Annotated in this window: 7 protein-coding genes; 1 reads left to right on the top strand and 6 read right to left on the bottom strand. The window is 60.0% G+C overall.

Annotated elements, in window-relative coordinates:
• From U9R81_RS11520 to U9R81_RS11545, 6 genes are all read right to left on the bottom strand, one after another.
• Positions 1–1,923, bottom strand: a 1,923-nt coding sequence (locus U9R81_RS11520; RefSeq protein ID WP_322495598.1) for a glycoside hydrolase family 65 protein, incomplete at its 3' end; no start/stop codon positions are given.
• A 27-nt stretch (positions 1,924–1,950) separates the two neighbouring features.
• Positions 1,951–2,877 (bottom strand): carbohydrate ABC transporter permease, encoded by a 927-nt coding sequence (locus U9R81_RS11525; protein ID WP_322495599.1) that lies wholly within the window; start codon positions 2,875–2,877, stop codon positions 1,951–1,953.
• Between the two features lie 14 nt (positions 2,878–2,891).
• On the bottom strand, positions 2,892–3,782 hold the full coding sequence (locus tag U9R81_RS11530) for a sugar ABC transporter permease (RefSeq protein ID WP_322495600.1): 891 nt from the start codon (positions 3,780–3,782) through the stop codon (positions 2,892–2,894).
• Positions 3,783–3,917: 135 nt separating this feature from the next.
• Positions 3,918–5,237, bottom strand: coding sequence for an ABC transporter substrate-binding protein (locus U9R81_RS11535; RefSeq protein WP_322495601.1), 1,320 nt, complete (start codon positions 5,235–5,237; stop codon positions 3,918–3,920).
• Between the two features lie 148 nt (positions 5,238–5,385).
• The gene (locus U9R81_RS11540; RefSeq protein ID WP_322495602.1) at positions 5,386–6,405 is read right to left on the bottom strand and encodes a LacI family DNA-binding transcriptional regulator; all 1,020 of its coding nucleotides are present in this window, start codon (positions 6,403–6,405) and stop codon (positions 5,386–5,388) included.
• 138 nt (positions 6,406–6,543) lie between these two features.
• Positions 6,544–7,977, bottom strand: coding sequence for a cyclic nucleotide-binding domain-containing protein (locus U9R81_RS11545; protein ID WP_322495603.1), 1,434 nt, complete (start codon positions 7,975–7,977; stop codon positions 6,544–6,546).
• A 117-nt stretch (positions 7,978–8,094) separates the two neighbouring features.
• Here U9R81_RS11545 and U9R81_RS11550 point away from each other — a divergent pair.
• Positions 8,095–8,816: aldehyde ferredoxin oxidoreductase N-terminal domain-containing protein (locus U9R81_RS11550; protein ID WP_322495604.1), on the top strand; the 722-nt coding region annotated here is incomplete at its 3' end.

An 8,816-nucleotide genomic window follows, 5' to 3' on the forward strand; every position in this document is an offset into this window, starting at 1 on the left:
CGCTGCGCGGATGAAGTGCTCGTAAGCGTCTTCCTGTTTGCCTACCCGGCATGCCATGATGGCTTGAATGGAAGGTCCCAGCGAAGAACCGTAGGTGTGGTCGGTGCGCGGGGTGTAGTAGTCGTAATTGACCCGAATCTGGCGGTCGCTGTACTGTTCGCGCAAGAGGAATTGCAGCATCAGCACGTCGGGTTGCTTGATCGCCTGATACTCGTTGGCTCCCTCGATGCCAAAGATTTCGTGCATCGATTTGGTGCGCGGTTCGTAGTCGGCGAGATTGACATCCTTCAGTTTGAAAAAGCCGTCGAATTGCTCGATGAGGCCGGTGGCGCTCACGTTGAGGCACATCTTTTCGGCTACCGCCTGCCAGTGCTGCAAGCGTTCCGGCGTCAGCTCGAGCCGTTGGCGCAGCTCGGCGGCTTTGTGCGGTGCATGTTGATCGAGCCATGCCAGCGTCTCAAGGCCGGCGCGCAGGTTCCATTGGGCGAGCAAGTTGGTGTAGGCATTGTTGTTGACGTGATCGTGGTATTCGTCGGGGCCGATCACGTCGGTGTAGCCGTAGCAGCCGCGCTCGGCCAGCCATTCGGCCCGCGAGGCAAAGAATTTGGCCGTGTCGAGCACAATCTCGGCCCCGCGCTCGATGTACCACGCATCGTCGCCGGTCGCTTGCCAGAACTGCTGCACGGCGTAGGCCACATCCGCCGAGATGTGAATCGCTAGATCGCCCGTCCAGACGCGGGCCAGCTTCTTTTTGTCGTGGAAATCCGGCACCCACACCGGCGTCACCTCGTCGCCGGTATCGGCGCTCTCCCAAGCGTACCACGCGCCTTCGTAGCCGGCGGCGCGTGCTTTGGCGCGGGCAGCCGGCAGGGTGAGGCAGCGGTAGTCGAGCAGATTGCGCGCGATGCCGGGTGCGGTGTAAGTGAAGAGCGGCAGCATAAAGATTTCGGTGTCCCAGAAGGTATGGCCGCGATAGCCAAAGCCAGAGAGGGTTTTGGCGCCGATGTTGACCCGGTTGTCGCGGCGGGGGGCGGCGATCAGCAATTGGAAGATGCTGAAGCGCACCGCCAGATCGGCCTCGTCGTCGCCTTCGATCACGACGTGGCAGCGCTCCCACTCGCGCGCCCATGCCTGTTGTTGCGCGACTAGCGCACTCTCCCAATCGGTGGCGGCTTGGACGTGGTGATGGGCCAGCTCAAGCGGGGCAGCAGCATCGCGCGAGGTTGCAATCCCTACGAACTTCGTCACTACAATCGGTTGGCCGGCCCGCGCTAGGTAGACCTGTTGCAGCGTCGGCACATTCTCGACATCCCAGAAGGCGGTCTGGGAGGCGTCGCCGAGCAAGCGCATCGCTAGCGCCACTTCGATCCCGCTCTTGCGGGTGCGGGTGCGCAAAAAGACCGCGCCATCGGCGAGTTGGCCTTGGGCGAGCGGACGCCAGTGCAGTAACCCTTCGTTATCCATCTGGCCGTTGATGGCGGCGCGCAGCTCGACCTGCCCGTCAAATTCGGGGATGATTTCGCAGCGCAGCGCCAGCAGGTGTTCGTCGGCTAGTGACGCGAAGCGGGTGAAGATCAGCGTCGCCACCCGGCCTTGCGGCGAACGCCAGCGCACCTCGCGCCGCAGCACGCCGCTCTGCAAATCGAGTTCGCGCCGGTAGGCGAGAATCGTGCCCGTCGCGAGCGAGAACTTCTCGCCGTCGAGCACGACGTGCAGCGCAAGCCAGTCGGGTGCGTTGGCTAGCTCCGTGACCACGATCGGCGCGTCGTCGAAGACGCCGTGGATAAAGGTGGCGCGGCGGTCGTTGGAGTAGCCCTCCTCGAACGCGCCGCGGGTCGAGAGATAGCCATTGCCGATGGTGAAGATCGTCTCTTTATGGTGTTGTTTGGCTGGGTCGAAGGTGTCTTCAGAAAGGATCCACATAGTTCACCTGTGTGTCGAGCCGCTCGTTTACCCCTCTTTCGAGCCGGTGGCGGCAATGCTGCGCACAAAGTATTGCTGGAAGACGAAGAAGATGATCAGGATGGGTAGCGTGTTAAAGATCGAACCGGCTAGAATGACCGAGTAGAGCGTGTAGTACTCGCCGCGGAACCACTGCAACCCGATTGGCAACGTGAACTGTTCGGGTGAGCGTAGCACCAGCAGCGGCCACATAAAGTTATTCCACGCCCCTTGGAAGGTAAGCAGGGCAAGTGTAATCAATTGGGTTTGGCTAATCGGCAGCACGATGCGGAAGAAGGTGCCCCAGCGGCCCGAACCGTCCATCATCGCCGCCTCTTCCAGCTCTTTAGGGAACGACTTGTAGAACTGGGTCATCATAAAGACGCCGAAGGCATCGGCCATGCCGGGCAGAATCACGCCCCACGGGTTGTCGATCAGGCCAAAGCCGGTCGGGATGCGCAGATCACCCAGTTGCAAGCCGCCGCGGATCAGGCCCGGCCCGATGATTAGGAATGACGGGATGAGTGTGACCACTCCCGGCATCATCATCGAAATCAAGAGCAGATTGAACCAGAAGCTCTTGAGCGGGAACTCAATGCGGGCGAAGGCATAGCCAGCCATCGCGCAAAAGAGGACGCGGAAGGCGGTGACGATGACCGAGATAAAGACGCTGTTCCACACCCAGCGCGGGAAGAGCTGGAAGGTGCCGAGAATAGTGATATAGTTATCGAGCGTAAAGGGAATCGGCGCCCAGATCGGCGGCGTATAGACATCGGCTACCGGCTTGAACGAGAAGACCAGCGTAAAGTAGAGCGGCGCCACCGAGAGCGCGGCCCAGAAGGCCAGCATCGCAAAGAAGAGATACTTACGCAGGCGGTCGAAGAAGACGGTGCGCGCATAGACCTGCGCTTGAGGAGAGCTGGTTGTCACTGTCATCGTCGCCTGCCTTTCTATCGCTCAGCCCCGCTGCCGCTGCCTTCAATCACCCGCCGCTGCAACAGCGTCACCGCCAGAATGATCAGGGTCAAAATCACCGCCAATGCCGAGGCTTGCCCCATCTGGATGCGGGTATCGCGGAAGGCCCACTTGTAAATCAGATAGGTGATGGTGGTGGTGCTGTCGAGCGGGCCGCCGTTGGTCATCACAAAAATCTGGTCGAAGACTTGAAAGCACCCGATCACGCCGACTGTCACTACGAAAAAGATCACCGGACGCAACATCGGCACCGTGATGTAAAAGAATTTTTGCAAACCGTTTGCGCCGTCGATCTCAGCCGCTTCATAGACGGCTAACGGAATATCTTGTAAGCCGGCTAAAAAAATGAGCATGAGCGTACCGCTGGTGGTAAAGATGTTCATGCCCATAATCACGTAAAACGCGGTGCGCGGGTCATCGAGCCAGTTGACCGTCAGACCGGTGATCTGGTTGAAGATGCCTTGCGGCGCGAAAATCCAGATGAAGATGAGCGAAATCACCACCGACGACGTCACCGACGGCAAATAAAAGATAGTGCGGAAAAAGCGCTGGAAGCGCAGATTCTGATCCATTGCGAAGGCCAGCACCAGACTGAGAAAGGTCTGGATCGGCACAACGATCAGCACATACTTAAAGGTATTGGGCAGCGCCTTCGAGATGAAAAGTTCATCTTCCAGCACCCGCTGATACCCTTCGAGACCCCACCAGCGCGGTGGTCTGAGCAAGTTGTATTCGGTGAACGAGAGATAGACCGCGTACCCTAGCGAGATCAAACTAAAGATCAGAAAAATGATTAACCATGGCGAAATAAAGAGATAGCCGTTCAGGGCATCAACCCATTTGTGGCGGCCAGTGCTCGTTCGCATAGCTTCGTCTCCGTCGGTGGCGGGGTACGGGTGTCACCCCAGTGCATGCCCGCTTCATTGCGGCATATTCGCCGGATTGTTCAACACCTGCGTATGGAGTGCGGCAGTCGAACTGCCGCACTCCATGCATTGCCATCAGCGCATCGCCTTGCGGATCGAATCCGCAGCCTGCTTCATCGCGTCCGGCGCCGGCTGGTTCTCTTTGAACATGCGCTCCAGCGCCTTGGCCATCTGATCGTTGACATCCGAGCCGACCGCACCCCAGAAGAAGGGCTTAGCGCCGAAGAACGAACCGTTGAAGATCGCCGCCGAGTTGGGGTTATTCTTCAGGTAATCGCTGTTCTGCAACGCTTGGCGCGAGGGCAGCGCAAAGCCGCTTTCAAGCACTGCCTTCTGGCTGGCTTCGCTGGTCAAGAAGTTGACCACCTTCCACGCCGCCTCGGCGTTCTTGGTGTTGGCCGAGATGCCCCACGCCACGGTGAAGATCAGATTGCCTTCGCCCCCCGGCCCCGCTGGCGGCATCACCACGCCGTACTTGGTGTTGGGGAACTGATCGCGCAGATAGGGGATCAGCCAGCCGCCTTCATAGACCATCGCGCACTGGCCCTTGCCAAAGAGCGTGCCTTGCCAACCCTCACCCAGATCTGATGGCAGCGCGCCGATCTGATTGGTGCGGAACGAGGCGTAGAACTCGGCTGCCTTCACCGCCGCTTCGCTGTCGAGAGTCGTATCGGTGAAGTCGCCATTCATCACCGTACCGCCGTTCTGGAAGACGAAGACCGGGAACCGGCCCGGATCGGGCGGGGTGCAGAAGCCATAGATCGGCTTGTTCGGATCGCTCAGATCGGTCAACTTCGCCGCCGCCTCGCGCAGATCGTTCCACGTCCAGTCGTCGGTCGGGTAGGCAAGGCCGGCCTTATCGAACAGATCCTTGTTGTAGAACATGCCAAGGGTGTTGAAATCCTTAGGAATGCCGTAGGTCTTACCCTTGTAGGTGAAGGCGTCAATCAGCGCCGGGATGAAATCGCTGCGCGAGACGCCGCTGGCAGCCATGAGGTCATCGAGCGGGAGCAGAGCATCGTTGGCAGCCAGCTCCAGCCACCAGAAGATGTCAACGTAGAAGATATCAGGCTCGGTGCCCGACGCGATTGAGGTCAGCAGCACCTGCTTGTAATCGCCGGTAATCGGCTCGTATTTGACCAGAATGTCAGGATTTTCGACCGAAAACTTATACAGTAGCGACTCGAGCAACGCGGTTTCCGCCGGGCTAGAAGCCCAACCCGACAGGCGTACCGTCACCTTTTCGGCGGGTACAACGACCGTTTCCTTGACAGTCACCGTCTCACGGATCGTCTGTGGTTGCGGGGTAGGTTGTTGCGTAGCCGTCTGGCCGCAGGCGCTCAATCCCAGCGCCAACACGGTCAAGATAAGCAGGAATTTGATCATGCGATTCATACTTGCTCCTTTGCAATATCAAGCTGATACATTATGACAGTGAATAATGATTCGATCTTAGATCATTTTTACCCTCCTGTTTTTACACAATAACCGGCTACCTGACCATCAATGGCGGATGATCAGGAACGTAAATTGTCGTGAATTATCAGGACGAAGCGCGGATGATTAAGGAAGGTTGCAACAGGACGTGTCGTTGTTCCGGTTCTCGCCCCTCAACGAGTGCCACCAGCAGCTCGACGCATTTGCGGCCAGCCTCGGCAATCGGCTGCCGCACACTGCTCAGCGGCGGAAAGAGATACTGCACCATCGGCGCATCATCGAAGCCGATAATGGCCAGATCGGCGCCAATCGTCAGGCCGCGTTCGCGGGCCGCTGCCATCGCCCCAATCGCCATGGTGTCGTTGAGGGCCATGATCGCGGTCGGACGGCGATCGGCGGGCAGATCAAGCAGATGCAACGTCATCGCCCGGCCAACCTCGAACGTGCCCTCACCGCGCAAGATATAGCTAGGTTCGGGTGCAAGTTGGGCCGCTTGCATCGCATCGAGATAGCCCTGCAAGCGATCATTGCCGACCCGCGAATCTTCAGGCCATGCCAAGATCGCGATCTGGCGATGGCCGCGCCCGATCAAATATGCCACTGCTTGCCGCGTGCCGGCAGCGCCATCAATATCGACCCATGCAAAATCCCATTCCGGGTTGGAACGGCCAAACGCGACAAACGGAAACTGCTGTTTCAAGAGAAACTGAATCCGGGGATCGTGATAATTCACGCTCGACAGCACGAAGCCGTCGACATTGCCGCTTTTAATCAGATCGCGATAGGTTTCGACCTGCGCGTTGCCTTCGCGGAAGGGGAACGGCAAGACATAGTAGCCAACGGCGCCGGCTTCGCGCACCATGCTGCTCAGGAATTGATCGAGGATGTGATTAACCTGACCGGGTTCGGTTTGCGTCCACGAATATCCGATCATGAAGCTGCGACCGACCCGCATATTGCGCGCAATGCGATTAGGCCGGTAGCCAAGCTCTTGCACCGCCGCCTGAATCCGCGCCATCGTTTCAGGCGCAACCTGCATCTCACCGTTCAGCACCTTGGAAACGGTTTGGTAGCTGACCCCGGCGCGCGCCGCTACGTCTTTGAGCGTGACTTTAGTGGCTGTCATAGGCGGTTCGATTCTTTCTGGGCGAACGTTCGCCTTTATCATACATCGGCCAATGGCACTTGTCAAGAGGGTAAGGCGAACGTTTGCCTAGGATGGCGCATGGCCATGCGGCTCTATAAGGCGAACGTTCGTGCGTCGCTACACCGGTACGATTTCTTCGACCGGGGCTAACCGCAGGTTGCCGATTGGGCAGGCGGTGACGCAGGCGAGGTCGGTGTAGCCGTAGCAGAGATCGCATTTGTCGGCGCGGTGGGTAGGGCCGGTGGGGGTGAGAGGTATCGTGGGCCGGATGCGCTGTTGCAGCCGGCGGAAGAGATCCCAGAGCGGGCCGCTGGTGTGTTTGGCGCGCGGCACCGATTGCACCGCGTCGTAGGGGCAAGCAGTGACGCATTCGCCGCAGCCGGTGCAGCGGGCGGTGATGCGCAAGATACCAGTGTCAACCCGCTCAATCGCGTCTTCCGGGCACGCCTCGACACATTCCGCGCCGACGCTGCACTGGCGGCAAGTTTCGAGCACATCAAACCGGTCGATCGGCGTGCCATTCAAGTGCAGACGGCTATGGCTATGGCGACTGGCGCAGCCGGTTTCGCACATCCGGCAGCCGGGCGGGCAACGGGTGGGATCGCGCACGAGGATGTGGGTGGCGCGCAACAGGCCGCGATTCACCGCCAACCCGATGTCGCGGGCGCGGGCAGCGTCGCTGCGCACCGCAGCGGTATGTTTGAGCCGCCGTTCAGCCATCGCGCGCAGATCGGCTTCCAGTGCCGGATACTGTTGGATCAGGCGGTAGAAGTCGGCGCCGGGCAGTTCGAGCAGGTCGGCGGTGGTGAGGGTGCGGGCATTGGCCCGGTGCGGCTCACCGGTGAGCAGCGAGATTTCGCCAAACAGATCGCCTTCGCTCAGGCTCGCGATCGTCTGCCCGCTCTGCTCGATCACCACCTGCCCGCTCTCGATTAGGTAGAGCGAGTCGGCGGGTTCGCCTTGCTTGACGACCAACGTGCCGCGCGGCACGTGGCGCGGCTGCAAGCGGGCGGCGATTGCGATCCGTTCGAGCGGCAGCAACTGGCTGAGAACCGGCATACGGGCGAGGGTGGCCTCGACCATGCGCCGGCGATAGACTTGGCGGAGGGCGGTGGCCAAGAGGGGCAAGGACGCTAGTTCATCACGCAGCGTGGCAATTTCAATTTGCAGCAAATAGCACGCGCTTTGGGTGAGTGCGCTCATGTAGCGGAAGAACTTGCCGAACAGCGGCCCTTCGCCAAAACAATCACCCTGTCCGAGCACCCCCATTAGCACTTCGCGGCCATCTTTGTCGCGTAAGCGCAATTGTAGCGACCCGCGCAGCAGAAAAAACAGGTAGCGATAACCGCGGCGCTGGCCGATTACGGTGGCGCCGCTGGGAAACACCCGGAAGATGCCGCGTTCGTAGAGTGTGATCAGCTCGGTCGCTGGCACGCCGCGCAAGCAATCAAGCGCAGCCAGAGCCGCAATCGCGGCTTGTTGGCGCTGCTGGCGCTGAGCAGCGCGCGCTTGATCGAGTTGGTTGCGGGGGGGGCGCTTGAGCGACGACATAGCTGGCTCTGCGGTACAATGACGGGGATAGGGCAATCTGCCTTGCATTGTACCATACACGTTGCCGAGGAGCGGTATAATAGAACGGCGGAAATCGCACCCACACAGGATACTTGCATGCCGTTGCGCAGTCTTACCGTTGATTTGGCTCGCGGCCACGCTCGCCAGTTGTTGCCCGATGAAGTGGAACGTGACTATTTGGGTGGGCGCGGGGCGATCGCTTGGTTGCTCTGGCATCAATTGGAACCAGATACCCCGCCGTTGTCGGCGGAGAATCTGCTGATCTTTGCCGCTGGGCCGCTGGCCGGCAGCGCCGGTTTTGCTACCGGCGGCTTTACGGTTGGCACCCGATCGCCCCTCACCGGCGGGATTGGTTATGGCTGGGCGCCGGGGCATTGGGGCGCTGCACTGCGCCGCAATAACGTTGATGTGTTGGTTATCCGCGGTGAAGCGCCTGATTGGTGTTATCTGCTGATCGATGGCGATACGGTGCGGTTGCGTTCGGCCCGCCATTTAGTCGGGCGCGATACGGTGGTGACCGCTGCGACTCTGGCTGCTGAATTGGGTGGCAATGTGCGTGTGCTGGCGGTTGGTCCAGCCGGTGAAGCTGGGGTCGCGTATGCCAGTATCGTTGCCGAGGGGCTGTATCTGGTCGAACCGGCTGGCTCTGGCGCGGTGATGGCCGATAAGAAGCTGAAAGCGATTGTGGTGCGCGACCGCGCGCTGTTGCCGGTCGCTGACGCTGCCCGGATGCAGACCGTGCTGCAATCGATCCGGCAGCGCGGCGAGCAGCATCCGACCGCGAGCGCGATCCGAGCCATCGGCAGCGCCGGTCTGTT

Source organism: Chloroflexus sp., assembly GCF_034435895.1.
GTDB lineage: Bacteria > Chloroflexota > Chloroflexia > Chloroflexales > Chloroflexaceae > Chloroflexus.

What these genes read in the sequence shown, in the direction of transcription:
- U9R81_RS11545 (WP_322495603.1), bottom strand. Translation starts at nt 7,977, where the DNA reads ATGTCGTCGCTCAAGCGCCCCCCCCGCAACCAACTCGATCAAGCGCGC.
- U9R81_RS11530 (WP_322495600.1), bottom strand. Translation starts at nt 3,782, where the DNA reads ATGCGAACGAGCACTGGCCGCCACAAATGGGTTGATGCCCTGAACGGC.
- U9R81_RS11535 (WP_322495601.1), bottom strand. Translation starts at nt 5,237, where the DNA reads ATGAATCGCATGATCAAATTCCTGCTTATCTTGACCGTGTTGGCGCTG.
- U9R81_RS11540 (WP_322495602.1), bottom strand. Translation starts at nt 6,405, where the DNA reads ATGACAGCCACTAAAGTCACGCTCAAAGACGTAGCGGCGCGCGCCGGG.
- U9R81_RS11525 (WP_322495599.1), bottom strand. Translation starts at nt 2,877, where the DNA reads ATGACAGTGACAACCAGCTCTCCTCAAGCGCAGGTCTATGCGCGCACC.